The 26,333-nt window shown below is 54.0% G+C and carries 22 protein-coding genes; 7 read left to right on the plus strand and 15 right to left on the minus strand.

Features of this window, described 5'->3' with window-relative positions; all coding sequences use genetic code 11:
* Positions 1 to 293: 293 nt before the first annotated feature.
* Positions 294 to 1,088 carry a class I SAM-dependent methyltransferase gene (locus A6X21_RS03630; RefSeq protein ID WP_068846143.1) on the minus strand — a complete coding sequence of 265 codons (795 nt, stop codon included), beginning with the start codon at positions 1,086 to 1,088 and terminating at the stop codon, positions 294 to 296.
* An 18-nt stretch (positions 1,089 to 1,106) separates the two neighbouring features.
* A complete protein-coding gene (locus tag A6X21_RS24240; protein ID WP_131818178.1) occupies positions 1,107 to 1,307 on the minus strand; it encodes a hypothetical protein in 201 nt (66 codons plus the stop codon).
* A 153-nt stretch (positions 1,308 to 1,460) separates the two neighbouring features.
* Between A6X21_RS24240 and A6X21_RS03635 the strand changes: the two genes are divergently transcribed.
* Positions 1,461 to 2,816, plus strand: a complete 1,356-nt coding sequence (locus tag A6X21_RS03635; protein WP_068846144.1) for a 3-keto-disaccharide hydrolase — start codon at positions 1,461 to 1,463, stop codon at positions 2,814 to 2,816.
* Positions 2,817 to 2,958: 142 nt separating this feature from the next.
* Here A6X21_RS03635 and A6X21_RS03640 read toward each other — a convergent pair whose 3' ends face one another.
* From A6X21_RS03640 to aroB, 5 genes are all read right to left on the minus strand, one after another.
* A complete protein-coding gene (locus A6X21_RS03640; protein WP_068846145.1) occupies positions 2,959 to 3,369 on the minus strand; it encodes a type II toxin-antitoxin system VapC family toxin in 411 nt (136 codons plus the stop codon).
* A 2-nt stretch (positions 3,370 to 3,371) separates the two neighbouring features.
* Positions 3,372 to 3,614, minus strand: coding sequence for a type II toxin-antitoxin system prevent-host-death family antitoxin (locus A6X21_RS03645; protein WP_068846146.1), 243 nt, complete (start codon positions 3,612 to 3,614; stop codon positions 3,372 to 3,374).
* Positions 3,615 to 3,838: 224 nt separating this feature from the next.
* Complete coding sequence (locus tag A6X21_RS03650; RefSeq protein ID WP_068846147.1) at positions 3,839 to 7,087, minus strand: efflux RND transporter permease subunit; 3,249 nt, start codon at positions 7,085 to 7,087, stop codon at positions 3,839 to 3,841.
* Complete coding sequence (locus tag A6X21_RS03655; RefSeq protein WP_068846148.1) at positions 7,084 to 8,547, minus strand: efflux RND transporter periplasmic adaptor subunit; 1,464 nt, start codon at positions 8,545 to 8,547, stop codon at positions 7,084 to 7,086. The genes A6X21_RS03650 and A6X21_RS03655 overlap by 4 nt, the downstream gene beginning before the upstream one ends.
* Before the next feature lie 632 nt (positions 8,548 to 9,179).
* On the minus strand, positions 9,180 to 10,304 hold the full coding sequence (gene aroB, locus A6X21_RS03665) for a 3-dehydroquinate synthase (protein WP_068846578.1): 1,125 nt from the start codon (positions 10,302 to 10,304) through the stop codon (positions 9,180 to 9,182).
* A 385-nt stretch (positions 10,305 to 10,689) separates the two neighbouring features.
* Here aroB and A6X21_RS03670 point away from each other — a divergent pair, with 385 nt between their 5' ends.
* A complete protein-coding gene (locus tag A6X21_RS03670) occupies positions 10,690 to 13,185 on the plus strand; it encodes an efflux RND transporter permease subunit (RefSeq protein WP_083233419.1) in 2,496 nt (831 codons plus the stop codon).
* A gap of 35 nt (positions 13,186 to 13,220) precedes the next feature.
* On the opposite strand, the gene dprA is transcribed toward A6X21_RS03670, so the two are convergent.
* The gene (gene dprA, locus A6X21_RS03675; RefSeq protein ID WP_068846150.1) at positions 13,221 to 14,327 is read right to left on the minus strand and encodes a DNA-processing protein DprA; all 1,107 of its coding nucleotides are present in this window, start codon (positions 14,325 to 14,327) and stop codon (positions 13,221 to 13,223) included.
* Between the two features lie 306 nt (positions 14,328 to 14,633).
* On the opposite strand from dprA, the gene A6X21_RS03680 reads away from it, so the two are divergent.
* Positions 14,634 to 15,641: a TPM domain-containing protein gene (locus A6X21_RS03680; RefSeq protein WP_083233380.1), complete on the plus strand. Its 1,008-nt coding sequence runs from the start codon at positions 14,634 to 14,636 to the stop codon at positions 15,639 to 15,641.
* Between the two features lie 724 nt (positions 15,642 to 16,365).
* Complete coding sequence (locus A6X21_RS25310) at positions 16,366 to 18,438, plus strand: vWA domain-containing protein (RefSeq protein ID WP_068846153.1); 2,073 nt, start codon at positions 16,366 to 16,368, stop codon at positions 18,436 to 18,438.
* A gap of 515 nt (positions 18,439 to 18,953) precedes the next feature.
* Here A6X21_RS25310 and A6X21_RS03695 read toward each other — a convergent pair.
* Positions 18,954 to 19,553 (minus strand): anthranilate synthase component II, encoded by a 600-nt coding sequence (locus A6X21_RS03695; RefSeq protein WP_068846154.1) that lies wholly within the window; start codon positions 19,551 to 19,553, stop codon positions 18,954 to 18,956.
* Between the two features lie 236 nt (positions 19,554 to 19,789).
* Here A6X21_RS03695 and A6X21_RS03700 point away from each other — a divergent pair, with 236 nt between their 5' ends.
* Positions 19,790 to 20,014 carry an RNA-binding S4 domain-containing protein gene (locus A6X21_RS03700; protein WP_068846155.1) on the plus strand — a complete coding sequence of 75 codons (225 nt, stop codon included), beginning with the start codon at positions 19,790 to 19,792 and terminating at the stop codon, positions 20,012 to 20,014.
* Positions 20,015 to 20,624: 610 nt separating this feature from the next.
* Here A6X21_RS03700 and A6X21_RS03705 read toward each other — a convergent pair.
* Positions 20,625 to 20,945, minus strand: coding sequence for an HU family DNA-binding protein (locus A6X21_RS03705; RefSeq protein WP_013108338.1), 321 nt, complete (start codon positions 20,943 to 20,945; stop codon positions 20,625 to 20,627).
* A 456-nt stretch (positions 20,946 to 21,401) separates the two neighbouring features.
* Here A6X21_RS03705 and A6X21_RS03715 point away from each other — a divergent pair, with 456 nt between their 5' ends.
* Together A6X21_RS03715 and A6X21_RS03720 are read left to right on the plus strand one after the other, a co-directional pair.
* Positions 21,402 to 22,184, plus strand: coding sequence for an FHA domain-containing protein (locus A6X21_RS03715; protein WP_131818179.1), 783 nt, complete (start codon positions 21,402 to 21,404; stop codon positions 22,182 to 22,184).
* Between the two features lie 122 nt (positions 22,185 to 22,306).
* Positions 22,307 to 22,948: an RsmD family RNA methyltransferase gene (locus tag A6X21_RS03720; RefSeq protein WP_068846158.1), complete on the plus strand. Its 642-nt coding sequence runs from the start codon at positions 22,307 to 22,309 to the stop codon at positions 22,946 to 22,948.
* Between the two features lie 51 nt (positions 22,949 to 22,999).
* Here A6X21_RS03720 and A6X21_RS03725 read toward each other — a convergent pair whose 3' ends face one another.
* From A6X21_RS03725 to larB, 5 genes are all read right to left on the minus strand, one after another.
* Positions 23,000 to 23,287 (minus strand): FmdB family zinc ribbon protein, encoded by a 288-nt coding sequence (locus tag A6X21_RS03725; RefSeq protein ID WP_068846159.1) that lies wholly within the window; start codon positions 23,285 to 23,287, stop codon positions 23,000 to 23,002.
* 85 nt (positions 23,288 to 23,372) lie between these two features.
* On the minus strand, positions 23,373 to 24,299 hold the full coding sequence (locus A6X21_RS03730) for an ABC transporter permease subunit (protein ID WP_083233381.1): 927 nt from the start codon (positions 24,297 to 24,299) through the stop codon (positions 23,373 to 23,375).
* 287 nt (positions 24,300 to 24,586) lie between these two features.
* Entirely contained in the window at positions 24,587 to 25,279 is a 693-nt protein-coding gene (locus tag A6X21_RS23600; RefSeq protein WP_165603673.1) for a DUF2752 domain-containing protein, read from the minus strand.
* On the minus strand, positions 25,219 to 25,449 hold the full coding sequence (locus A6X21_RS24535) for a hypothetical protein (protein WP_068846162.1): 231 nt from the start codon (positions 25,447 to 25,449) through the stop codon (positions 25,219 to 25,221). The genes A6X21_RS23600 and A6X21_RS24535 overlap by 61 nt, the downstream gene beginning before the upstream one ends.
* Positions 25,449 to 26,303, minus strand: coding sequence for a nickel pincer cofactor biosynthesis protein LarB (larB, locus tag A6X21_RS03750; RefSeq protein WP_068846163.1), 855 nt, complete (start codon positions 26,301 to 26,303; stop codon positions 25,449 to 25,451). Before larB ends, A6X21_RS24535 begins: the two co-directional genes overlap by 1 nt.
* Between the last annotated feature and the right edge of the window lie 30 nt (positions 26,304 to 26,333).

The raw sequence follows: 26,333 nt of genomic DNA on the forward strand, positions 1-26,333 counted from the left end.
GAGGCCCCCTGCAGGATCACCCGCGAGATGATTCAGCCCGAAACTGTGCCAGAGGTGATTGTCTCCCAGAACGAAAACCTCTGACCAGAACTTCTGGCTACCTGTCACCGGAGGAGCCTGCCGACATTGGCAGCATTGCCACGATCCACGCTTTGGGAGCAGCAAAATCAACTTCCCCAGCTTCATTTATCATCCAAAACAACATGGTTTCGCGATGAATCTCTGGTGAAAGTTCCGCGAATCTCTCTCGCAAATCGAACTTTTCTCTCGATTTTTGACAGCCGATTCGAACATCAGGCGGCTTTGCGAGCCAGAACCTGAATCTCGGTGCAAAGCGAAGGCAATGTCTCGCCCGCTGTACGATTCAATTGCCACCACCATTTCTGGTTTTCCAATGGCCGGAGTAATCCGCCCGAAAAAATACGAAAACCTCGGGCTGCGACAACCTTGACTGGAGCATGCTGAGTCACTGCACCAATAAATGTCCGCTTGCTGAAAGCCTGGAGGTGGCCACGTGGCTTCTTTTTGCCCACCAGTTTATCGACAGCAGGAACCAGATGTTTGCGAACGAGATGAATGCCTTCCGGGAAAATCGGCACGCCGACAATGAGCAATCCCCCCGGTGCCAGCACCCGGCCCAGAGTCGAAATGGCATCATCAACGGTCGGAAGATGTTCCAGCACCTGCTCGCAGACCACCAGATCGAACTGATTTGATTCCAGAAAGTTGAGGCCGCCCATGAGATCGCCGGCATTGAGGCTGGCCCACTTTTCCGGCTTGTAAATGGTCGGTTGCAGAGTGAGATCGACTCCATGCAGATCGACAATTTCTGAACCTGGCAAAGCTTCGACATAACGCATGAGCACGCCATTCCAGATCCCCACATCGAGAATCTTGAGACGACGGCCAGAAGCCTTGAATTCGGGAATCAGCCGGGCAATCTCTTCACTGACGGCATGGTACCGCGCCTGCCTCAAGCTGTACTTTTCTGGCCGGGTCGGATCGACACCATACGCCAGAGAAGGCTCTTTTGCGGAACCAGTATTTGATTCAGAAACCAGTTGGCTGGTCTTTGTATGAGCGTCCATGCTCGATCTTTAACTTATCTAGTGGTGCCGTTGTGTCACAACTGTCGCTGATCCGGTCTGCTTCCAGCGAATGATTTCGTGAAGTGAGAGTACGGAATAGTCTTTGATCTTCGTCGGTGTCCGGGAATGACGCAAGGTGAGTTTTCTGCCTATGGCGGACTGCACCGCGTTGGAACAGATGATTCCTGCCGCCCGGTGCACAATTTTCGGTGAGTTCATGATCATTTCACGGGATTGGGAACGGCCTTGGCCAACATCTGGAATTCCATTGGCATTTTCGCAAAAAGGCTATTAGGCTGACGAAACGTACCGCTGGACAATGACCAGCGGTCGCCAGAATGACCCGCCAGATCTCTGCCGAGGAACACACCTATGCTGCATGCTTTACCACGTCTTGCCCGCTTTTCTCCCGAGTATCTTGTGCTTTCCATCGCAGGCTGCCTGCTTTCGCTCTTTGTCGTCGCTCCTGCACAGGCTCAGGAAGATAACAATCCACCTCCCGGTTTTACGGCCCTCTTCAACGGAAAAGATCTCACTGGCTGGTGGGGTTTAGGGACATTTGATCCTCGTAAACTTGACGCCATGAGCGAAGCCGAGTTTGCGGCCATGAAAGCCAAAAGCCTCGAAGATATTGCCCGCCACTGGTCCGTCAAAGATGGCATTCTGATCAACGATGGTCATGGACTTTATCTCACAACCGACAAGACCTTTGGTGATGTCGAACTACTGATCGATTACAAGACGGTTCCCAAGGCCGACAGCGGCATTTACCTCCGGACCACGCCTCAGGTTCAGATCTGGGACAGCACTGAGACGGCCAAGTTTTCGATTGGTGCCGATAAAGGCTCTGGTGGTCTATGGAACAATCTTCCCAACCATCCTGGTAAAGATCCGCTGGCCAAAGCTGACAAACCCTTTGGAGAATGGAATCGCTTCCGCATCATTCAAGTGGGTGCCCGCACCACGATTTATCTCAACGATCAGCTCGTGGTCGATCACGCCATCATGGACAACTACTGGGATAAATCGGCTCCTCTTCGAAAGAATGGTTACATTCAACTGCAAACTCACGGCGGTGAGATCAGTTGGCGGAATATCTTCGTCAGAGAAATCGGCAGCGAAGAAGCCAATAAAATTCTGGCCAGCAAGTCAGAGAGTGGCTTTGAATCGATTTTCGATGGCCAATCACTGGCGGGCTGGGCTGGTGCGGCTGATCAGTATGAAGTCGTCAATGGTGCCATTCGTTGCCAGAAGGGCAAAGGGGGTAACCTTTACACCGAAAAAGAATACGCTAACTTCGTCGCCCGGCTCGAATTCCGCCTGCCACCCGGTGGCAATAATGGCCTCGCCATACGCTATCCCGGCAAAGGAAATCCAGCCTATTCAGGCATGACAGAGCTCCAGGTTCTCGACAACGATGCTCCTCAGTATGCCAAGCTTGATGTGCGTCAATACCATGGCTCGGCTTATGGCATGGCGGCTGCAAAGCGTGGCTACTTGCGACCCACAGGGGAATGGAACTTCCAGGAAGTCACCATCAATGGCAGCCGGATTATTGTCGAACTCAACGGCACAGTCATTCTGGATACCGACCTTTCGAAGGTCACAGAATACATGGCCGATTCACCACATCCTGGTAAAGATCTGGTGAAAGGACACTTTGGCTTTGCCGGCCATGGCGATGCCGTCGAGTTCCGCAACCTCTCGATCAAGCCACTTGCTGATTAAGCACAACCTCGGGAAAACATGTTTATAACCACATGGCCTTCTCTCCTTTTTACAGTCAGGGGAGAGGGTCATGTGCTTTTACAGGCAAACGGAGGAGTTTCAGCATCGTCGCCAACAGGGAATCGACTGCCAATGGTGGCCGTTATTCCCAAGGGTTCACGAGAAGCACTCCTGTGGCTTCGAAGTCAGATACGTTTCTCGTCATCAGATGAAGCCCATGCTGTAACGCCGTTGCGGCAATCAGCCCGTCGATGGCAGGAATTGGCCGACCGAGTTTTTCAGTTCGGGCGGTGACTTCTCCCCAGATGAGAGCCGTTTCATGGTCGACAGGGAGTATGTGCCCCTGGGCAGAGTTGACGAGTTGATCAAGCCATGCTTCAAGCGATCTTTTCCTGGCGCCGGCTTTCAGTTTGTCAATCCCTTTTCGCAACTCGCCAAGTGTCAGCACACTCAGGAAAAGATGGTCAGCCGGAATCGCTTCGACTCGGCTGCGCACCTGTTCTGAGCCTTGTTTGCGCTGAATTTCTGAGAGCACGCAGGTGTCGATCAACATTCTCACAGCTTTACTTCCCGGCTTCCTGATTGATCGCGACTGAAATCAATCCCCTCCAGATTTGGCCCCTCAAGAATCAACTCTTTAAGACTGAGTTGATTTCCAATCAGTCGTCGATACTCATCGCCGTCAAGTACAACATACTGCCGGTTTCGACGATTAATGAACTGAGCTTCCCGTTCTGCCTGGTTGAGAACATCACTCAGCTTGCTTTTCGCATCAGCAATACTCCAAACACTTGGCATAACAGTTCCTTTGATGAGGCCTTCGCTGGTGCAAACAAAGTGGCTTAAAACGTGTTGTCTCGACAACGAGAGTTTGAATCTCGATCGAAATATGCCTCGGTTTTGACTAGTTTAACTAGTCAAAAAGACCACATCAATGACGTTCTTGAATCTATCATCGATTGGCAGGCCGCTTGTCGAACAGCACCGGTCAGAAAAGGATTCACTCTGAGGCGTCGCGTGGTTCAATGCTTTGCCGCAGTATGACCATCGCTGGAGGCTTGAGCGACAGCTCTCGGTTCTGAACCGGAAGGTGAGTGAGAGCTCTGATCTGTCGGTTGATGATGAACGAACTGCGGTCCCCAGAATCGATCTGTCAAACCTCGCAAGACAACATAGAACGCTGGAGTGAGGAACAATCCGAAAATCGTCACCCCCAGCATCCCGGCGAAGACAGCCGTTCCCAGGACTTGACGCAATTCCGCACCGGCACCATGAGCACGCGCTAATGGCAGGACACCCAGAATAAACGCGAACGAAGTCATCATAATCGGACGAAGTCGCAGTCGGCACGCCTCGATAGCGGCTTCAAACCGGTCTCGGCCCTCCTCTTCGAGCTGCTTGGCGAACTCGACAATCAGCACGGCATTCTTCGCCGCCAGACCAATCAGTACAACAAAACCAATCTGCGTGATGATGTTATTATCCATCCCGCGCAGCCAGACTCCGCCCAGAGCAAACGGCAGGCACACCGGGGCGATGAGAATAATTGCCAGCGGGAGCGACCAGCTTTCGTATTCCGCCGAGTGAACCAGAAACACGAACAACACACACAGCGGGAAGATATACAATGCTGTATTCCCAGCCATCTTTTCCTGGTAGGCCAGTTCTGTCCATTCAATCGACATCCCATCGGGCAGTGTCTTTTTTGCCAATCGTTCAATGGCGGCAATCGATTCCCCGGAACTATGGCCTGGCATTGTATCGCCCTGAACTTCGGCCGCAGGGTACATGTTGTACCGCACCACGCGATCAGGGCCACTTCTCCAATCCACATGCATGACCGATGCCAGTGGCACCATCGCGCCTTTCGTATTCCGTGTCTTCAACCGCAGTATGTCATCAGGATTCAGGCGATAGCTCCCGTCGGCCTGAGCACGCACCTGAAATGTTCGACCAAACAGGTTGAAGTCGTTGACATACGATGAACCCAGATTCACTTGCAACGCTTCAAAAATATTCGAAATCGGCACATTGAGCATGCTCGCTTTGACACGATCGACATCGGCAAAGAGCTGTGGAGTCCCGGCGCGATAGGTGGTGAACACTCCCGCCAGAGAGGGTTCTGCGCGTGTGGCCGCAATCAGCTCATCGGTGGCTTCCTGCAAAGCTTTCGCTCCGTGACCACCACGATCCTGCACCAGAAACTTGTAACCACCCGAGGTTCCCAATCCCTGTACGGGCGGTGGTGGTACCACGAAAATCATCGCATCCGGAATCTTGGAGAACTCGGCCTGAATTTCCGCCAGCAACTGATTGGCATTCGGGTCATCGTGATGCCGCTCTTTGAATGGACGTGGCACTAGGAAGATCGCGCCGGCATTGGGACTGTTCGCCCGAGTGGCACCTGAGAAGCCCACGAAGGCAACCGCATGTTCCACTGCGTGATGTTTGAGGGCAATTTCTGTGGCCTGTTTCACTACAGCATCTGTTCGCTCCAGTGAGGCTCCATCCGGGAGTTGCACAACGGTAATCAGGTAACCACGATCCTGCGCGGGAATGAAACCGGTCGGTACTTCACGAAAGCCGTAAATCGTGACAGCGACCAGCCCGACATAAACCGCCAGTGGGAAAAATGCATACCTCACCATGATGCTGACCGATCTGCCATAAATCGCGGTCATCGCATCAAAAACCCGATTAAACAGGCTGAAGAACCAGCCGAGGAAGAAATCCCACAGGCGTGTAAACCAGTCTTTGGGGGCATTGTGTGGTCGCAGCAGAATGGCACACAATGCTGGGCTTAACGTCAACGAATTGAAAGCAGACAGCAGTGTCGAAACAGCAATCGTCAAAGCAAACTGACGATAAAACTGGCCGGTAATTCCTGAGATAAACGCGGTAGGTACGAACACTGCCGACAGACCCACCGCAATCGCAATGACAGCCGCTGTGACTTCATCCATTGCCTTATAGGAAGCTTCGCGGGGCGACAGCCCCATGGCCATGTGCCGCTCGACATTCTCGACCACCACAATGGCATCATCGACGACAATGCCAATGGCCAGCACCAGGCCGAACAGCGAAAGCATATTGAGGGAAAAGCCAAAGGCCGACATGGCGGCAAACGTGCCCACCAGAGAAACCGGAATTGCTGCCAGCGGAATTAATGTGGCTCGCCAGTTCTGCAGGAAAACCAGAATTACGATCACCACCAGAATGATGGCTTCGTAAAGCGTGTGCAGCACAGCCTCAATCGACTCTTCGACAAACACTGTCGGATTATAGACAATCCGATACTCGAAGCCTTTCTGGAAGTCTTCCGAGAGCGTTTTGACGGTCGCCTGAACGGCCTGTGCAGTGGCCAGGGCATTCGCGCCAGGTCGGAGGGCAATGACTGTCGCTACCGCTGGCTTGTTATCGAGATAGCTGTTGACGGCATAGTCGCGGGCACCCAGCTCAATACGGGCAATATCTTTCACACGGACGACGCGGCCATCCTCACCGGTACGAATGATAATGTTTTCGAACTGAGCCGGTTCCGCCAGTCGGCCCAGTGTGTTGACGGGGAGTTGGAAATCGGCGCCGCCCGGCGTGGGAGGCTGCCCGATGACACCCGACGCGACCTGAATATTCTGCCCTCGCATGGCTGTAATGACATCGCCAGAAGTTAAAGCCAGATGCGATAGCTTTTCGGGATCCAGCCAGACGCGCATGCTGTATTCGCGAAGACCGAACAGGTTCACATCCCCCACGCCATCAACACGGGCAATCGCATCGCGAATCCGGATCAGGGCGTAGTTTCCCACATACAACTGGTCGAACGAGTTATCTGGTGAGGTGAAGTGAATCACCATCAAAATGTCGGGAGAGGTCTTCACCGTTGTTACACCCAGGCGGCTGACATCTTCAGGCAGCCGAGGCAAAGCCACTGCCACCCGGTTTTGAACCAGCACCTGAGCTTTATCGAGATCTGTTCCCAGCTTGAACGTGATCGTCAGCGACATCGCCCCGTCTGTCGTACATTGAGACGACATGTAAAGCATGTCTTCTACGCCATTGACTTCCTGTTCGATTGGCGTCGCGACGGTTTCAGCAATCACCTCGGGAGAGGCCCCGGGATACGAAGCTCTCACCACAATCGTAGGCGGCACCACATCGGGGTATTGCGCTGCGGGGAGGTTCAAATAAGAGATACCACCCAGAATCATGATGACCACAGAGATCACTGTGGCAAAGATCGGGCGATCAATGAAAAAGTGGGCCAGTCTCATTCGACCACCTCATCGCTGCTGGAAGAGATCAAACGGAATGGCTCAGACCGCCCGCTGAAGACTTGCTGAGGATGCTCACCGGGGAGTCGCAAAGGATTCCAGGAAGTGAGTGGTTTCTTACTGGGAACCTTGATCCAATTCTCCTGAGGAACAGGCTCGAAGCGGTCTGGCAGACCGTCATCAACGGCCTCAATTTTTGAGACTTCCGTGGTGACCACAGCACCAGGCCGGACTCGCTGAATCCCTTTGAGAATAATCTTCTCACTGCCATCCAGGCCGGTGCGAATCACCCGCAGGCGATCAATGATTGGCCCCAATGTCACCGACTGACGAACGACTTCGTTTTTTTCATTAACCTTCAACACAAACTTTTCTGCCTGATCTGTTCCAATGGCCTGATCAGGAACTAAAACCGCGTGATACTGCGAACTCCCCGGCACACGAACTCGTGCAAAGAGACCGGGCGTGAACGAGAAATCTTCGTTCGGCAAGATAGCCCGTGTGCGAATCGTTCCCGTTTCCTGATCGAGGCGGTTGTCGATAAAGTCAGTCTGACCTTGATGTGGGAACTGACCATGCTCGTCACCTAACGCCACGAAGACCGGGTTTCGCACATCCACCGAGGAATGTGGTGTTCCCTTCATTGCCAACTGGCGGTATCGCAAGAACGCAGCTTCATCCGCATCAAAGACCACATGGATTGGATTCAGCGAGACAATCGTTGTCAGCAAAGTGGATTGCGAAGTTCCACCACTGATCAAGTTGCCTTCGGTCACATCTCGACGACTGATACGACCCGTGATGGGTGCTGTAATCTCTGTGTAATAAAGATTTAAGCGGGCGATTTCCCTGAGAGATTTTGAAGTCTCCACGTTGGCTAAAGCCGATATCTTTTCGGCCTCGGCCGAAGCAACTCGAGCATCGGCCGCTTCCACGTTCGCTTTTGCCTGAGCCAGTTCGGCTTCCCGTGTGTCAAGATCTTCCTGCTGAGCTGCTTGCCTCGCTACGAGAGAACGCCAGCGCTCGACAGTGCGTCTGGCCAGATCGTATCTCGCACTGGCGGAAGTGGCCTCGGCTTTCGCTTGAGCATAGGCCGCTTCTGTCTGCGCGATGGCTGCTTCAGCCACTTTGACAGCTGCTTCCGTATTGTTCAGTTCGGCAATAAAAGGTCTTTGATCGATGGTGGCCAGCAGATCTCCTTGATGAACAATCTGACCTTCCTGAAAATGGGTTTCCGAAAGGTAGCCACTGACGCGGGCACGAACTTCGACGAACTCGACCGCTTCAAACCGACCAACATACTCGTCCCATTCCACCACGGGCTCAATGAGAGGGCTGGCCACAATCACCTGGGGAATTGGTGGAGGAGCAGCAGCCACGGGTTCTTTGCAACCCGAGAGCAAGGGCAGCAATCCGCACACCAGCAGGCCTGCGAGAGAGCCGTAAGTCCATCTGCTCATAAGGGTTCGATCAAAGCAATCCAACCTCGTGCTGGATGGTAAACGAGAACTCATCATGACGCCCTGTCTCAAGAAATTACCGACGAGAGCACAAAATCTGTAAAGCAATACACGTTTAGGTATTGATTCGCTTTACGAAACGAATAGCCATGTCTCGATTGTTCAAGTCAATCGCGAGGAATGGCCAGGAGTGCTCTGTCTTTGCATTACATGGCTGACAGACATCTCTTTCAGCGAATGGTTCTCGTTGGCAATAAAAATCGCCGAACATGCATATCAATAGAACTTTATGTTCATCTACATGCGAACGGGACGAAGAAAGACTCTAAGCAAATCAGGGTTCCGAGAGTCGAGTTTCCAAGGGACTCGAAGAAGAATTCCCACCTCACGCGTGACTTTCAAATCCACCGGGCTGAGAGGTTGTTTTGTGAGAAAATGATGTGAACTTAATTTTACTTATTGAAATGATAAATATAATAGAGGATGTATGATCACATCCTTTGCATCAGGGCAGGCCACGAATTCATCGTGAAACGCATCCATGAGATTCGCATCGATCGAAAAGCCCTCAGCCCTGACCTTTGAAAATCAGGGTGGCCTTTCCGATCGATCTTGTCGATCCGGCCTGACGATCAGCCATGACGGGCCACGATCTTGAGAACCAGTGCTTCCGAAACATCGCGCACGCTTTCCACATGGCCAATTTTCGTGGGCAGAATCAACCTCAGCTTGCCGCCGACCGATTTCTTATCCAGCCGCATCGTGGCAATGATCTGTTGAGGGTCGAGTTTTGTTTCAGATGGTAGTGAGACCGGGAGTTGAAACGATTGCAGCAGTTTCGTCAGTCGCGCAACGACGTCTTCCGGAATTCGTCCCAACTGACAGGCGAGCGTGGCGGCATCGATCATGCCGATCGAAACCGCTTCGCCATGCAGCAGTGTGCCGTACTTCGCGAGTGCTTCGTAAGCGTGTCCGAACGTATGACCAAAATTCAACACGGCTCGAAGACCCGTCGTTTCAAATTCATCCGCTTCCACGACCTGGGCCTTCAGTTCACAGCTGCGCTGAATAATCCGGGCCAGACAAGTGGGGTCATGAGATTGAATCCTCGCCTCTTCGGCTTCGAGCCAATCAAAGAAACTTTCGTCGAGAATCATGCCGTACTTCACGACTTCAGCCATACCGGCGGCAAACTCTCGCGGCGGCAGGGTTGCCAGCAGATCGGTGTCGATGAAGACGGTTTTCGGCTGATGAAAAGCCCCCACAATGTTCTTGGCGGCTGGCAGATTCACACCCACCTTGCCACCCACTGAGCTATCAACAGCCGCCAAGAGTGTGGTCGGTACCTGAATGAAAGGAAGCCCACGGGCATAAGTCGCAGCCGCAAAGCCCGCTGCATCACCCACCACACCACCACCGACGGCAATCACGTGAGTCGATCGATCCGCCTGCATGGCGATCAACTGATCATAGAGCTTTTCGATTTCACGCAAAGACTTGGCTGTCTCACCCGCTGGTTGCACAGCCAGCCGGGCATTCCAGCCAGCCTCGGCCAGTTGTCGAGCGAGTTTCTCACCAGCCAATGGAGCCACATTCGTATCGGAAACCACCAGTGCCGATCCAGGATTGCCCAACTCAATGGCCACTTGCTTCGACAGCCCCGCACCAATCCGCACCTGATAGCTGCGTGCCCCCAGCTTGACTGGCACTACAGTGAGCTTCGAACTGGCGGCCGAAGGTCGATCAATATCCTGCATGCTGAACTTTCTGGATCGCTGAATTGTCACGAGGTGACCACCTGGCAACCTCTCTTTTCGAGAAATGACTCGATGGAAACTCTCTAGGAATCTCTCGAAATGGTATCGCCCGGCCTTAAGCTTGGGCAATCATGCGATCCTCAGTGATCGCCCGGCATTAACGATGATGTCGATTCGAACAACAGACTCTGGTGGGTCATGGGCTCAGGTTCGTCCTGAATCGTAAAAGGAGACCGATCAGCAGAATATCCGGCATCTCAAGAGGATTTGTTAAGAATCGGCATTGTTTCAGGCGACAATTTCCACGCGTCAAGTCATGATGTCCGCTGTTGAGTGTCAGCTTCACGGAGGTTCTGACAGCTTTGCCACGAGGGAGTCGATTTCGGTGTCCGACAGCGATTCATCCGGACAATCACCAGATCCATCACAGACGACCCATCAGGGGTCTGCTGAGACACCCCTTTCAAGTCAGGCTTCACCACTGGGCTTTTCGCCAGCCAATCATCATTCGAATCCTGGACCGGTGATTCTGCCTAATCCCTGGCGCGACTGGGTCATTGACGGATTGATCAAATACCGCGTCTGGTGGCTATTACTGGCCTGCCTGCTGACGGCTATTTCCATCTGGCCTGCCGGCCAGTTGAAGTTTGACGAGTCGATCGAATCGATGTACGCGCCGGGCAATCCTCATCTCAGGGATTACCTCGAAAGCAAAAAGTGGTTTGGTGGCGACGAGTTTATCTTCATTGCTTATCACGATCCCGAACTCTTTGAAGAAGCTGGTGAGAACCGTCTTTCACAACTGGCGGACGAAGTGAGTGCCGTGCCTGGTGTGATCCCTACCAGCGTGCAGTGCCTGGCCACTTATCTGCGCATGACCCGTCACCCCGCTTTTCGTTCACGCCGAGAGGAGTTGCTCGATTTTTCGCGGGGTGTCCTTCTGGGAAGTGACAATCAGACAACCTGTATCGCCATCCGGCTTCAAGAAAGTGAACGGGCCGTTGATTCCGATGGTCAACCCATTTCGCGTGGTCAGACGATTGCCAAACTACGGGCTCTGGCCGAGAAGCAGTCCTTCCCCACGTTCGTGATTGGCGAGCCGATTCTCGTTCACGATATGTTTCGCTATGCCCAGGAAGATGGCGAGTTCATGGGCTGGGCCGCTTCGGCTCTATTGATCGGTGTGGTGCTCTTTTTTCTACGCGATCTTCGTTCGGTCATTCTCCCGTTTGTCATTGTGCAGATGACGATTCTATGGACGAAAGCGGGCCTGTGGGCCTCCCATCTCGAACTCACCATGGTCAGTTCTGTCCTCGGTTCACTGCTGACGATCATTGGTGTCTCCACTGTCGTTTATATGTCTCTCTATTACCACGAATTGCGACAGTCGCTGGATCGCGAAACCGCCTTCCGCCGCATGCTGCAGGTGATTGGCATTGATATAGTTTTCGTCTGCCTCACCACGGCAGCCGGCTTTGCGGCTCAACTTTCGAGTCATCTGCATCCCGTGCAGTCGTTTGGTATTACCATGGTTCTCGGGTCATTGCTGGTGCTGGTGGCCATGACGCTCGTCCTTCCTGGCGGGATGTTACTGGGCCCGGATCGAGCCGGTGCTCAAAAGCCTCGCGGCGATCAACAGGTCAGTCAGTGGCTGGCTCGACTCACCCAGTTCGTGCTGGTGCACCGCGTCTGGATGGGGATCGTCACTCTGGCGGCTGTGATCTATGGCATGGCGGGTCTGATGCAGTTGCAGGTGGAAACCGATTTCACCAAAAACTTCCGCTCATCCAGTCCCGTGGTGAAGTCGCTCGATTTTCTCGAGACCCGCCTGGGAGGAGCGGGCCTTTGGGAAGTCAATTTCCCAGCTCCTCATCGACTGACCGACGAACATCTCGATAAAGTCCGGCTGTTGGCCGAAAATCTGCGCGGCTTGATTGGCACAGCCGAAGGTCAAGGTCTTACCAAAGTCGTTGCGATGACCGATGGGCTCGATCTTGTCCCTTTGCTCCCGTTTTTAATCCCTGATGCACAAGCTCAATCACGCTGGCTGAACTCTCTCCAGCCTGAATTTGTTCCCAGTCTTTACAATGCCGAACAGGGCCGGATGCGCATCATGCTCCGCGGGTTGGAGAGACAATCAGCCCGGGAAAAACAGGCACTGATTGATCGCGTCGAGACACTGGCCAGAGAACAGTTCCCTGAGGCCAAAGTGACCGGACTTTTTGTTCTCCTGAATTATCTGATCGACAGCCTGCTGCAGGATCAGCGCACAGATCTCATGGTGGGTGCATTCGGCCTGATTGCCATTATGTCGATTGCCTATCGCTCGATTGTCATGGGTTTTGTTTCCCTCGTGCCCAATGTGCTCCCCATCATGCTCCTCCTGGGAACCATGGGCTGGCTCGGTCTACGCGTCAATATTGGTACTGCCATGATTTCCAGCGATACGATGGGGCTCACCATTCACGACAGCATTTTCTATATGTCGGCCTACCTGCGGGCCAGACGGTCTGGTCTCAATTTTCAAGGGGCCTTAGGAGAAGTGCAGACCGAAGTCCGCAAGCCCCTCATCTATTCGAACGTGGCTTTAATCCTCGGATTTTTAGTGCTGACAACCAGCCACTTTGTCCCCTTGATCACCTTTGGAGTTCTCGTCAGCACTGCCATTGCAGGTGGGTTACTGGTGAATCTGCTCCTCTTGCCTCCACTCCTGCAACTGGTGGATCGACCCTGGCTGGGCCTGGCACCAGACTCTGCCCGGACTGCTGGCCCTGAAGAAACCGCTGGCCCCGAGCAGACTGCTGGCCCCGAGCAGACTGCTGGCCCTGAGCAGACTGCTGGCCCTGAGCAGAATCCTGTTGAGCCAACGTCTTCAGTTTGACCCTACGAAACCTGGCTCACCAAACGAGACCGGGCTCAACTGACCCGCACGACAAAATTCCCGGGCAAGCGTCGCACCAGCTTTTTGATCTCCAACACGGTCAATGTCGACAAAGCGCGCGAATACTCCAGACCGCACTGTGTCAGCACCGTATCGACAGGCGTGGCTTCAATCCCGACCAGTTGCAGCAGTTTCTGCTCCTGATCATTCAGCAACAGTTCCCGAGGCTGCTGTACGACCTGCCCTCCCGGCTTTTGCACCGGAGCCGAAAGGTGTCCCAAGGCTTCCAGCACATCTTCGACATGTCGCACGAGGATGGCACCATCTCGAATCAGCTTGAGGCAACCTTTTGAAGCATCGGAATCGACTCGTCCTGGAACTGCCAGTACATCGCGGTGCTGCTCCATGGCGTGACGGGCGGTATGGAGTGAGCCACTTTTTTCAGAGGCTTCAATCACCAGCGTGGCCAGTGAGAGACCACTGATAATGCGATTTCTTTGAGGAAACTGCGGTGCAATCGCCGGGACATCAGGAGCATATTCGCTGATCAAAGCTCCCTGTTCGACAACTTTCCGGGCCAGTTCGATATGTTCTCGCGGGTAAAGTTGATTGATCCCCCCTCCCAGAACAGCGAGAGTTCGACCACCAGCCTCTAAGGCGGCCCGATGGGCCAAACCATCCACTCCACGCGCCAGCCCGCTGACAATAGTGACCCCTGCGCGAGCCAATCCGCCGGCAAAGTTCTTTGCCATCTGCTCGCCATACACACTCGGGCTGCGGGATCCGACAATCGCGACAGACAACTGGTCTGCGGCAGTCACGGTTCCTTGAATGAAGAGGACCGGGGGCGGTCGATCAATTTCCTGCAGGCGGGCCGGATAGTCGTCCCGGTCGAGACAAGTGGCTTGAATGTTCAGCGCTTCACATTGCTGAAGTGTCTGTCGTGCTTCGGCCCGATCACGCCCTAAAGAGACTCTGCTGGCCAGACTGGGCGACAATCCCGCCTGTTCCAGCACAGCGGCACTGGCTTCGAGCACAGCCGTCGGACTCCCCAGATGTTGAATGAGCCGCTCGTATGTGGCCGGGCCGATTTTGGGAATCAGCATCAGTTGCAGGGCGTCGACAAGGGCAGCATCTGTCATCCCGAATCACTCTCTCCTGATCGTTGCCCATCCCCTGGATCGTCGTGATTTCGACAATCCACCGCGAAAACATAACATTTCCAGATGAATAATACCGCACAAATGATCACATTTTATAGACCGTCAAAGCGCTTTCTGCCAGCCTTTTGATCTTCCACGCTCGATTCTCCGTTACTGACAACTGACACACACAGCGAATTCCAATGGTTCAACTCACCGCATTTGTGATGATCGGGACTGAATTGTTTGCCAATCAGTTCATTGAACGACACAACGTGGCAGCTTCACCGCAAGGGAGTCCGTCTTATGCCCAAAATCTCTAAATCTCAGGAAGTGAATTCGAGAGCCATGCGCAGAATCCATCGCTCACTGTTCTTCACCCCCTTGCTCGTGGGGTTGATTTCCCTCACGGGCTTTTCAAACTCTGCCCGGGCCGAGACGTCGATACAGGATGAAGCGAGTTTCTTTTCCCCTGCTGCGAAAGAGACCGCCCTCAGTCGGCTCAAGGCTCTCGAAGCGAAGACGGGGCACGAAGTTCAGTTACAAACGGTCGCCACACTCCCCGAACCGTGGAAAGGTCAACTCGCCAGCGGTCAGCCCAAGCAGGGGGTGTTTGTTGATTTCACCAAAGATCGTGGCCAACTGGCTCGGGCGAAAGGACTGTTCATCCTCGTGGTGAAGGATCCGGCTCATCTGGAAGTGGCTGCTGATCGTCGTTTAAGGAATGCAGGGTTTACGACCAACCAGCGGAATGCCGTGGCGGAAACTTTGCTCAATGGTTTTCGAGCGAAAGATTATGACGATGGCCTGCTCGCCACCGTCGATCTCATCGAGAAAGAGTTCAGCTCACTTCGTTCTCCATCGGCAGCACCAGTGCAAGGCAAAGCTCCTGCTGCTGCTCCCGCCAATACTTTACCAGCAAAGCCAGCCGGTGAAGGTGATCTTGGTGGCTGGGGATGGGTGCTTGGCATCGGAGCCGTGGTGCTGATCGTCATGATTGGCATGTCACTGCTGCGGGCTCTCTTCGGTGGTGGAGCCGGAGCCGGCGCTGGTGCCGGGATGGGTGGAGGCGGTGGCATGGGCTTTGGTGGTTCATTGCTCACAGGCCTGTTCGGTGCCATGGCTGGCCACTATCTGTATGACACATTCTTCAACAACCATAGCCACGGCAGTGCGTTTGGTAATGATGCCGCCAGCGGCATGGATGACCCGAATCGCAACGACTGGGGCTCCGGTGGCGACTTTGGTGATTCCAGCGGCTTCAGCGGTGGAGATTTCGGCGGTGGTGACTTTGGTGGCGGTGGCGATTTTTGATTGCCAACTCCTGCTTCCGATCAGGAGTTAGCCAACCAGACACTCCTCTGAGAGCCACTGCTGGATTGCCAGCAGTGGCTCTCCTGCTTTTGACTCGACAATGAATCTCGTCGTTGAACCCCAGCCCACAAAGACCATTTCCCTGATTCTCTTGCCCAACCTTCGTGCTCTTCGTGACCTTCATGGTGAATTCATGTTTCGTGACGTAGCGTGGACGATCGCTTGCCTGAGTGAGGTTGAGCATCCAACATCACACCATGTCGTCGCTGGAGTCTTGAAGGCTCAAATACGTTCGAATTGCCCTCATCCCGGCCTTCTCCCGTCGGAACGGGAGAAGGGGTAAAGCCCTCGCCCGCGTCTGCGTGGGAGAGGGTGGCACGAAGTGCCGGGTGAGGGTCTTCCCGTTCGATGTGTATCGGTCGGTGAGGTATCCGAAGGGGTGCTGATTGACTGTCAGAGAGTGAAGATGAAAAACAGCTCGCGATAGAGCTGGTTGTGAATAGATGCCCAAATACGTTCGAATTGCCCTCATCCCGACCTTCTCCCGTCGGAACGGGAGAAGGGGTAAAACCCTCATCTTCAATCCCGTTTTCCGTGGAAGAAATACTTCACAAGTTGCCGATTAAAAAATGGTGCCGCAGTCAGATTGATGGCATACTGAATTGAAAGCTATGGCTGGATTATCTGCCCAGATGCTGCTGGTCGATTGAGGTCGGGAGGCGAGATGACTACTCTCCACACTACGTTTCCTGCGACGGATCATGCCGTATCTTCTGCGCCCAACGAAAAGTTGGTCGCGGTTGCCTCTTCGCCAGCTCAAAGTTCCACGCCGACTGGCAACGAATCCCTCTCGTGGCTGGGAATCCGCCCCAGTCATGCGGCGGGCTTTGTTCTGAGTGTGGCTTTTCATGCCTGGCTGCTCATGACGTTGTTTCGGCTCGAGATCATTTCACCATTCGAAATGATCTACAGTTCGATTGAAACCCGGTTTTCTGCCGAGGTCGAACCCCCCATCGTGCTGGAAGAGACACCTGTCTTCGAGCTGGCCAACCCGGATGATCGTGAGTTGCCTCAAGTCATGGCCATGAACAGTACGGCTGTCGGAAAAGCCATTGCTGATCGCCCCGAGCTGGCCGTCCCTGCCGAATTCCGCCAGCGGTTTGAACTCGCACCACCGGCTCCACCGATTATTGATATTCCCGAAGGTGTTGAACTGAGTGACACAATCGTCGTACCGGGAACAACCGGCCAGGCCATGGTTCAGTTGAATGCCGCACTCGATCGGATCACCTGGGAGATCGCTCAAAATCTCAAAGAGAAGAAAGTCCTCGTCGTCTGGGTGCTTGATGCTTCAGCCAGTATCGTCAAGCAGAGACAACAGATTGCCAGTCGCTTGAAACGCATCTACAGCGAGCTGGATGCACTTGATGAGAAAGGTGAATTTGGCCGGGCGACACAACCACTGATCAGTGGCGTCGTGACCTTCGGAGCTTCGACGAACTTCATCACACCTCAGCCCACCGACAATGCCGATGATGTGACGCGTGCCATCGCTGAAGCACCGACAGACCCCAGTGGTGTTGAGAATACATTTACGGCCGTCTCTCAAGTTCTTTCACAGTGGGGAGACTACCGTCACACACAAAACCGACGACTCATGATTCTGGTCATTACCGATGAAGCGGGCGATGATCATGGCCCGCCGCTCGAACTTGCCATCAACCGATGCAGGAGCTTTGGAGCGAAAGCCTATGTCGTCGGCCCGGCCGCACCTTTCGGGCGCCGGCAGGGCTTCGTCGATTATGTCGCTCCGGAAGATGGAAACACTTATCGACTGCCAGTTGACCTGGGCCCCGAGACAGTCGTTGCCGAAGGGGTGGATCTTCCCTTCTGGTACGACGGGCCGCAGTACACCTATCTGAGCAGCGGCTTTGGCCCTTATGCACTCACCAGGCTGGTTCATGAAACCGGTGGGATCTACTTCATGACCAATCTGACCACTACTCAGTCTTTATCGATCACAGGTGAGTTTGACAGTCAGAAGATGAAACCCTTCGAGCCCGAGTATCGCTACGGCACACCTCAAGACCTGCTGCGAGTGCTCTCGAAAAACCCGTTGCGAGCCAGCGTGGTGACGGCAGCCGAGTTCAGCCAGGCCACGAAAATTCGTTCGCTCGGAACGCCACCGATGGAGTTTCGCGTGCAACCAGGGAACTTCCGTCAGCAACTGACGAGGGCTCAGGAATCGGTCGCGATTACTTCTGCAGCCATTGAGCGGATTCTCGCCAACTATCCCCAGGGAATGGAGCGACAGGGGGCTGACAAGTTTCTCGCCCAGGAAAAACATCCTCGCTGGCGTGTGGCTTTCATGCTGGGCTACGGCCGTTTACTGGCACAGAAGGTGAGAGCCTACGAATACAATTCGGCCTGTGCTCAACTGAAGACCAAAATGGGCGATGAAGACATTGCCAAAAGGAGCAACCACTGGATCTTCCGCCCTGAGCCTGAATTGCAATATGCCCCGATCTTCAAAAAGACGGCCGATCAGGCCAGCAAACTCCTGCAGATGGTCATTGACGAAGCCCCGGGAACACCCTGGGCGCTCCTGGCTCAACGCGAGTTACAGGATGGTTTTGGCATCCGCGTGGTGGAGCGGTTTATTCCTCCACCACCTCCCGTTTCTGCAAGGCCACAGCCCCCGGCCCAGCCTAAACTTGCACCCAAGTTTGCGCCAGAACCCAAGCCCAAGACTCCTGCACCACCGCCACCGCCCAAACCCGTCTTGCCCAAACTTTGATACAGCTGCCAGCATTCTGCAGTGATTGAAGCGCTATGCGTGCGGCGCCGGGCTGCCATTACTGACAACTTGGTGTCATAGCCCACCCCAACAAAAGTGATGGTGGGTGGCCCGGCCAACTTGTGGCCGGGTCGTTGTGGCTTTGCACAACGACAAGAAGCCGCGCCATGCGTATGACCTGCCACCACTCTTGACTTTGTCTTGGGTGGCACGACCCTGCAGGCTTTGCGAAAGGGCGTGGTCTTTACCGGGGTGATTGAAAAAAGCGATTGAAGTCCTATGACCTTGGGGGCAAACGAGGACGATTGACCCCAGCCACACAATTTTCAACCAACAAGCAGACCGTCACGTTGTCCAAGTTGTGTGTCGTTGACAGCGGCTCTGAGCAAACATACTGGATCGATACTCACTTTCCATTGATTTCAGCGATGTGCTCAAGCGTTCGACGAGGCCATCTGGCAAGGAAATGGAAAGTCCCGGTAACAACCAGCTCAGGTAATGCCCTATCGAGAGATTCACCCGTCAATCACGCCAGCCAGCTTCAAGAAATTCTTGAGCAGGTCGATGCCCCCCTGCGTGAGAAAACTCTCCGGGTGAAACTGTACGCCATGAATCGGGTAGGTTTTGTGCCTTAACCCCATGACCTCGCGCGGATGACCAGCATCTTCGACCCAGGCAGTCACTTCCAGATCGGTACTCAAAGTCGCTTCTGGCACAATCAGACTGTGGTATCGCGTGCAGGTCATCGGATTGGGTAAACCTGCGAACAATCCCTCTCCGTCGTGATGCACATTCGAAAGTTTGCCATGCATCAATCGAGGAGCGCGAACCACCTCGGAATCGAAGACCTGGGCAATCGATTGATGTCCCAGGCACACGCCCAGAGTCGGAATGATCGGCCCTAAGGTTCGAATCAGTTCCATCGAAATACCGGCTTCAGTCGGCGAGCAGGGGCCTGGCGAAACGACAATGGCCCGGGGATTGAGATCAGCCACCTGTGCGACCGTGATCTCATTATTCCGCACGACCTGCAGATCAATCCGGGAATCAATTTCGCCAAACCGCTGGACCAGGTTGTAGGTGAATGAATCGTAGTTATCGAGGACAAAGAGCATGCACATTCCTCTGGCTGGTACTGGTCTGAAATCTCCACGGCCTGCCCAACAATCGTCAAAAACAAGGCCCCGTTACTGTAGCGAGGGAGTTTCCAGACGGGTACTGTCAGGAACGTCCCGTTCTTGAGCGCGTCCTCTGGACACAAGTTGGCTCACTCGGGTTCTTTTGAATTCGTGTGCCAAGTATTGTCAGTTGTTTCGGTCATCAATTTTTCTGATCAGCAGAATCGATCATCATGCCTATGCCCATTCTCACCTTGGATCAATTCCTGAAACAGCAGGGCTGGGTCGCGACAGGTGGCCATGCCAAGCTCGTGATTCAGGAAGGGGAAGTGATCGTTAATGGCGAGGTCGATCTCCGTCGCGGCAGAAAAATGCGGGTCGGCGATGTTGTGGAATGGAATGGCGAACGAGCCGAAGTGCCTGAAGGGGCTGGTGCGCTGCCTGCCGCTGAGGCCTGATTCGACCTCTCGAATGGGTGGTTGGGGTCAAACGCCTTCGTTTGCCCCCTAGGTCTTTGGACTCTGATCGTTTTTGACGAACAGGATGAAAAGTCATGAATCTATGTGTCGGATGAAGACATCCGACCCCTGCTACCTGACGGGATGAAAACATCAATTAGAAAAGCGTGAAGACCACGCCCTTCCGCACTGTTTTGATTTTGGAGGCTTCAGGGTCGTGCCACCCAAAAGCGTGCCACCCAAGACAAAGTCAACAGTGGTGGCAGGGCATGTGCATGGCGCGGCTTCTTGTCGTCGTGCAAAGCCACAACGACCCGGCCACGAGTTGGCCGGGCTACCGCAGGGTGGAAGTTATGTGAAATAGACAACAGCTCTTGGCAAGCATGGCACACAGCAGGTGAGCATGCCCATAGAGTCCATCAAGAACAGAGTACAATCAATACAAAAGCAAGCCGCTGCTCGATCCATCGATCGGCAGCGGCAAAGATCATCAAGTTGGTCTGGTCTCAATCTCTCCGAATCTCATCCGTTAATGGATAGCGATTTATGGCTAGGCCTTGCGACCCGCGAGAGTCAGACCCTGGAGAGTCTGAATCAGACCATATCCCGATTAGACCATGTCCTTCAGGCTCTTGAGTGCACGAATCTTGACGGTGTTACGGGCAGGCTTGGCCTTCACGACCATCATTTCGCCAGGCTTGAAGGGGTTAGCACGCTGTGTGGCCTTGGTGGCTGGCTTACGGACCACCTGAATCTTGAGCAGGCCAGGAACTGCGAAGACGCCAGGGCCCTTCTTGCCGACCTGCTTGCTGATGAGATCGTTCAGGGCGGTGAAGACAGCCTGTACATCCTTCTTGGAGAGCGAAGTCGATTCCGCAATCGCTGCGAAAATATCGGTCTTGGACAGGGGCTTTTTGTCTTCGGTTGTCATTCGATTCTCCTGATGGCAGTCAGATCTGAAAATGCCAGTCGAACTCCGCAATTGATACTGACGTTTGGTCAGTCCAGATTTTTGGCGAGCAATTGGCTGTGATGAGAGGATAAACCATATCCTCGAACGAAAGGTATCTAACTGCTGTGAAAATTGAATGTCAATGACGCCCCGACTCAAAAACCCCTATTTTTCAGGAGTTTTCTGGATTTCTGGCCTGTTGATGCCCGTTCTGCCCCCATTTGACAGCAGAAAACCGAAATTCAAACCCCGGAAACTCCCCAGTTTCATCCTCTGTGCGAGCGACGAAAATTCCGTTATGCTCTGCTTGCGAGGCCATTTTCGCCAGGAAAAGGCTCGCCAGATCCCTCTGATACCCTCCCTTGCCAATCAAGATCAGACAGCAAATATTCTTGATTGATTTCCCCATTTCCACTGATTGAAGAGAACCAACGGATGGCCGACTTCCTGATCCGCACAGGCTCATCGACCGGCCGCAAATTGAGTCTTCCTGCCCGGGAATTGATCGTCGGCCGTGATGACAAGGCCGATATCCGTCTCAATTCATCACTGGTCAGCCGCAGACATTGTCGAATTCTCCCCGGAACAATCCTCAGGCCCGGCGTTGAGACCGTCATTGTCGAAGACCTCAAAAGTCAGAATGGTACTTTTGTCAATGAAGTTCCTATTTCTGCACCGACAACATTAGAACCTGGCGACAGACTGCGGATTGGCGCCATGATCTTTGAGCTGGCTGGTGCTGAGTCGACAGGTTCACGAACCTCGACCTCTGATCCTGTGGCTGCACGCACCGGGTTTGCTCGCCCCCCAGCGACTGCCGCTCCTTCGGAATCTGACATTACGGATTGGCTGTCTCTACCAGCCGGACAAAAGCCGGGCCAACCCGGAGCCTCGCCGAATCGTTACGGTCTTGATCTTCCCGGTCATGATCTTCAGGGGCAGGATCTTTCCGGAAAAGATCTTTCGGGTCAGGATACGGCTGAGATTGGTGTCGAAGTTCTTGATGCGGTTCGAAAGAGTCTCGAAGCCAGGTCACCCTCCTCTTTACGGGATGATGCAGAGATTTCTTCTGTCACGACGGCACCAGCCAGTGATGACTCGCCACAATTGGTTCCTTCTGCACTCTCAGGCGAGGCCGCTCTACCGCCCAATGAATGGACATCCCAGGCGGCAAGAATCATTCAGCAGTATTGGAAAAACACCACTCCTGGCTCTTGAGCGGGCATTATGAGAGATGAGCAGTGTATTGTTGAAGATCTTTGGTGATGCGACTCATGGGCTGATCACAGGTTCTCTGGCTCGTCGATTCACATTCGATTCTGTAGGAATTTCAGGCATTCATGCGAATTATCTCTGGTCGATTTCGTCGGCGAACATTGCAGGCCAATCCGGGAAACACAACGCGACCCATTACAGATCGTGCCAAGGTCATTCTTTTCGACAACATTGAACGATTTTTCAAAGGTCAGCGTGTCCTCGATATCTTCTGTGGCACGGGTTCTCTGGGACTGGAAGCGCTCAGCCGAGGTGCGGAAACCTGTGTCTTCATCGAGCAGGATCATCGGGCATTCGAACTCCTGAAGGCAAACATTGCCCATGTCGGTGCAACAGAGATCGCTGTCCCCTGGCGTGTCAGTGCGCTCAAGTCGTCACTGAAACCGAAAGGGACTCCGTGGTACCCTTACGGGCTGGTATTTTTTGACCCTCCCTACGTCATGCTCAAGGATGTTCGGCCTGGCGAACCCCTCTACCGGATGTTTCTGCGACTGGCTCGACCTGATATCACGACCGAGGATGTGCTCGTCGTCTTGCGCGGGCCAGAAGGTGCAGAGTACACGCTTCCCGACTGCTGGCAGATTGAACGGAAGATGAAAGTGGGGAGCATGGAGCTGGCACTCATCCGCAAAGCTTATGCGACGCCGCTGCCTGAGAACCAGACAGATGACGATTCGGGTGTTGAAAATGAAGAACCCGGGTGTTGAAAACTAAGAATCACAGTTGGGAAGTTGAGCAGGACGGCCTGCAGGCCAGGATCACTTGCGAATGATATCCGGGCCATCTCCACAGGTCTTTTCGTAGCCGTTCTTCCCTTTGACGTATTTGGTGAAACCCATCTTGTCGAGATTTCGGTCGGAGAGCTTTGTCGAATCGGACTGAGCACTCCAAGGTCGCGAGATGGCAGCCGATGTCAGGCAGCGGCGCACAGGGAGACCTGTCTCGGGATGCACTTCCAGAGCTGGTGCTGAAATTGACTGGAGAATCTCGAAGCGGTCACCACCCGAGCCATCCGGCAGCACTTCTTCATACACATACAGTGGCATGATCCAGCTCCCTCCACGGGGAAACTTCCAGGCAATCTCTGACGAAGAGACTCTGCTTAAACAAAAAATCAGGCTCAACCAAAAATCAGGCCAGGTCGCGATCTTCAAACAGAATGAATGCCAGCAGAATACTGGCAGCAATGTAGCACAGGGCGTAGAGCGTGGCCGTCGCCAGGTAAATTGGTGGCACCATCGTTCCCGTGGAAATCGCCGTGCTCATGTTGAACCATTCGAGTCCAGGGAGCACAATCGAAATCAGCTTGGCCATAAAGGCGACGAACTCAAACTTGATCGCTCCGGCCTGCACGAGCTGTGGAGTCAGGTTCCCGATCACATAGATCGGGAAGCAGATCGCCATGTTGACTACAAAAGGCAACCGGGTCGAGATCGCCACGCTGATTGCCCCGAGAATGGCCACTTCCAGGAAGGTCAGCACCAGACCAGGGAACATCTGAATGACATCCGGGAGACGCTGGAGTGCTGTGGGAATCTCTTTGCTCGATTCACGGGCATCGTAGCCGACTTTGTAGAAAATCAGCAGTCCGAAGACGATCGACACCGGAATCATGTATAGCAGCACGGTCTGCAGAATACCGATGTATTTGCCGAGGATGAACTGCCTGCGAGTAATCGGCTTGGAAAGCAGCGTCATCGCTGTCTTGCCTTCAATCTCATCAGCAATACTAGTGCTGGCTGTCCAAGTCGCAATGAGCAGGCCACAAATCAGAATGGTGGTGAGCCCGCATTCCTTGAGCATCTTGAGATCTTCACCCAGCGAAAAGAACGGCAGCCAGGTGTTGATCAATAGAAACACAATGGTCGCTGTGACCGAAAGCCAGAAGACGGGTTGCCGCACGGCTTCCTTGGTCGTGGCACGGGCAATGATCCCGCCTTTCGTGCCATACGAATAAGCCAGCAGCCCCCCAATCACAATCAGGGTTCCAATGCCAAACAGCACCCAGTTGCCCAACTGGTTTGCCAGCTCGATGCTTGAAGCGGCCATTAACACCATGAGAATCCTCGAATATCAACCGCTGAAATCTATCGGAATCACAACTCAGCCAACGACGACCTCGAGATCCTACCCGATCAACGGGAGAACTTTCGAGCAGATCGCCATGACCATTCTGCACAGGAAATCACAGGGACAAGGCACGACCGTCACGCATGATACGACAGCCAGTGACTGAATGCTGGTCTCCCGTAAGAAAAGACCTTAACAAATGCGTTTCCACGATCCGTTTGCCGTCGTTTTCCGAAAAAAATGCCCAACACAAAAGCCGGAATCTGAACGTATATTCATGTTTGAAATGCAGAGATCGTCTTCTGCAGGATCCATTCCCCGGTAATGACCATCGCCAGGAGCGGGATTCCCCAGGTGACACTCTTTGCGAGCCATTGCTCCAACCAGGCCTGTCTTACCAAAGAACTCCCGCTCAGCGAGAGGATTCGATATGGAATCTGCAGGATCAGGACTAAAGCCGCGAGCCAGCCCCAGTGATGTCGTTTGAACCCCGCCATCCACTGGCCCTGCAAGGTCTTGATCGTCGAGCGAGTCAGACCACAGCCAGGACAATCGATATCGAACAATCGCCTCGACATGCAGGTGTGCGGAAATGGCCAGTAAGTTTGACCATCGATTGTGTTCACGACATCGGGTACGAACGGGCTTATCCCTGCAGGAATCCAGACCAGCAATCGATCCTGCATGTGCGGTGGGGGATTTTGTAGCGCGAGATCTTCGCTGGCAATCAACCACGGCGCCAGGAGCAGGGCCCCCATAGCCAGGATCAGCAGTATCCAGTCCGAAAGTCGGCGAGGTCGTCTCGCTGGCGAAAACTGGTGTTCTCGTTGCCGCAATCCCGCGTTCGATTCGAGAGAAAGTGAGCCTTGTGAATTCTTCTGACTGGTGTGCTCGGTATAGAAATTCTCTACACCAGCTTCCGGAGCATGTCCGGAAGGATCTGCATGAACAGGTAGGTGAGATTCCATACCAGAGCCATTCCCAAGCTTAAGCCGATCATCGACAGGCCACTTTTCCATTGTCCCAGGGCACAGCGCGAGGCACCAATCAAAATTCCACCCAGTTGGCAGAAAAGACAAATCAGCCAATCACCGGTTGAGAGTCGTGAACTGGTTGAATCGGCAGACGTGGGATCCATCAGTTTCCTGCCTTCATCGATGCGTGTGGCCGGGCAATCAAGCCGGCCACGTACCCTCCTTTGAACCCGGCGTCGATATTGACCACGGTGACGTTGGCAGCACAACTGTTGAGCATCGAAAGGACGGCTGCCAGACCACCAAAATTGGCGCCATAGCCGACACTCGTCGGGACAGCAATCACAGGGACCGCCACCCAGCCTGCTACGGCCGAAGGCAAAGCGGCTTCCATCCCAGCGACCACCACCACCACAGCGGCCTGTCGCAAGCGGGGCAATTCCGCGAGCAGTCGCTGCGGTCCGGCGACTCCCACATCGCAGATTAACTCCACCGGCGCTCCCAGCCAGCGAGCCGTTTCAGCAGCTTCTTCCGCCACCGGGCGGTCACTTGTCCCGGCCGTTACCACACAGACTGTCTGAGAATGCCGGGGCAGGCTCCCCAGGGAAACCGTGCGGGCCAGGCTGTTGACAGTCGCCGCTGGAAATGCCATCAGCAACGCTTCGGCCTGATCCGGCGTCAATCGAGTCGCCAAGGCCGGTTGCCGGGCTCTGGCCAGAAGCTCAAAAGCGTCAACGATCTGATCAGGCCGCTTGCCTGGCCCATAGATCACCTCGGGAACACCGCAGCGCGAATACCGGCCCAGATCGAGCCTCAATTCACCGCCGGTATTTAATCGCCAGGCATCGAGGAGTGGCAATTGCGCTTTGAGATCGTCATCACTCAAATCACCATTTCGCCAGGTAGCGAGCAACTCCCACAGACTTTTCTCCTGGGGAAGAAGAGATGACGAGTTTTGATGAACAGATACTGTTGATGGATCAGAAACCGGGGTGGGGTTCAGAGGCGAATCGGGCATGGTTATTCACCTCGTTCAATCGTTACCCAA

The sequence above is a fragment of the Planctopirus hydrillae genome (assembly GCF_001707835.1).
In the GTDB taxonomy this organism is placed as follows: domain Bacteria; phylum Planctomycetota; class Planctomycetia; order Planctomycetales; family Planctomycetaceae; genus Planctopirus; species Planctopirus hydrillae.